Below are 1444 nucleotides of genomic sequence, written 5' to 3'. Positions count from 1 at the left end.
TCAATCAGCACCCTCGTGAATGAGGCGGGATTATGGTATCGATGACTATGTCGAAATCAAATATATGCTAATGGGTAAGTGATAGCTCGAAGTATATGCCAAGTCAGGGTTAACGCCTGCGTGTATGCTTTCGGAAGCATTGGGTGATTGGATTAACCATTGTTAATGGAGGGTCCATGGTTTAATACCAACAACAACGTGCCTTGATCACGTGAAGTGGCGCTCTTCCGAGTTTGCTATAGCCTGTGCAGCTCAGAGAGGTGGTAATCAAGTAGGCTCTGGCGACGTGGCAGGCCAGGCGCCCATCTTGTCTTCATGCGACATGCATGTAATCGGATTTTTTTTTGTTATTTCTCTGCATGAATTTATAAATTCAGGAACAAGAAGGTTGTTGTTATCCTGTCTCCAAGCTACTGAAAGGCATGACGGGGAGATGCCGAATACAGGAATGAATGAAAGCCCTGGCCTGTTATAGTATCGTTGGGTTGATTCTGGGGTGAAGGCTACACCGTAGCCACTCAATATGGCTTCAAAACATTCATCAACTGTTTTTACTTCTGCGCCGATGCGCACAGGAAAACCTTTTCGATCTTTTATAGCCAGCCAAAAATTTCTCCATACCTCAGGAGACTGCCTTGCAACAAAGGGCTCTTGAAAAAGTCCATCAATGCTGATGCTATCATGCTTTGACAGGTAGGACTCTTCAGGTGTTACCAGCAGCCTTTTCTCAATAAAAAGAGTTTCAAGCTGTATATCTAATGATGTAGGTATTGGTGGCCTTACAAAAGCAACATCTGTTTTTTTATCATTTAGTCCGGCCGTAGGATCGCTGAAATCAAAAGATTTCATCTGGATCTCTGCGTGAGGGAAAAGAGTGCTGAAATGCTTTAGTATCTTAGGTGTAAGTTCTGCAGCAGCGTTCGCTTGAAAACCAACTACTATTTTAGCTCCGGCTTCCTCTGATGAAGCTAGCGTTAATGATATTGCTCGGTCTGCGGCTGATAAAATCGAAATACATTCCTGGTAAAAAACCTTTCCAGGTTTTGTAAGATTCGCGCTACGCTTTGTTCTTTCGAATAGGGCTACACCTAAGCTGCTCTCCAGCTTTTTTATCTGAATGCTAAGCGATGGTTGTGATATACATAGCCTATCTGCAGCTCGGCTAAAATGAAGCTCTTCAGCCACTGCCACAAAATACCTCATGGCCCTCAAGTCTATGTTTCTGTTCGTCATATTATTTTGTCACTTATAAAATATGATGCGGGACCCATCGACTGTGACACCTGACAAGCTACTAAACCTTAACCCGCGTAATTCACCCGGGGGATGCTCTGAGAACAAGATGGCGCAGGGTTTTCTCTTCTAGAGTCAAGGTGTTCCTGACAGAAATATTTCAAAAGGATTACTCACCATAGGCTACGCTCTGTCTGAAAAATAGACCCGT

Annotated in this window: 1 protein-coding gene; it reads right to left on the bottom strand. The window is 43.8% G+C overall.

Features of this window, described 5'->3' with window-relative positions; genetic code table 11:
• Positions 1 to 267: 267 nt before the first annotated feature.
• On the bottom strand, positions 268 to 1233 hold the full coding sequence (locus CCD76_RS19300) for a LysR family transcriptional regulator (protein WP_087721103.1): 966 nt from the start codon (positions 1231 to 1233) through the stop codon (positions 268 to 270).
• Between the last annotated feature and the right edge of the window lie 211 nt (positions 1234 to 1444).

Source organism: Salinicola salarius (assembly GCF_002179555.1).
Classification (GTDB): domain Bacteria; phylum Pseudomonadota; class Gammaproteobacteria; order Pseudomonadales; family Halomonadaceae; genus Salinicola; species Salinicola salarius_A.
Note: the sequence above shows the minus strand (reverse complement) of the source record. Positions and strands in the feature narration are given on the sequence as shown.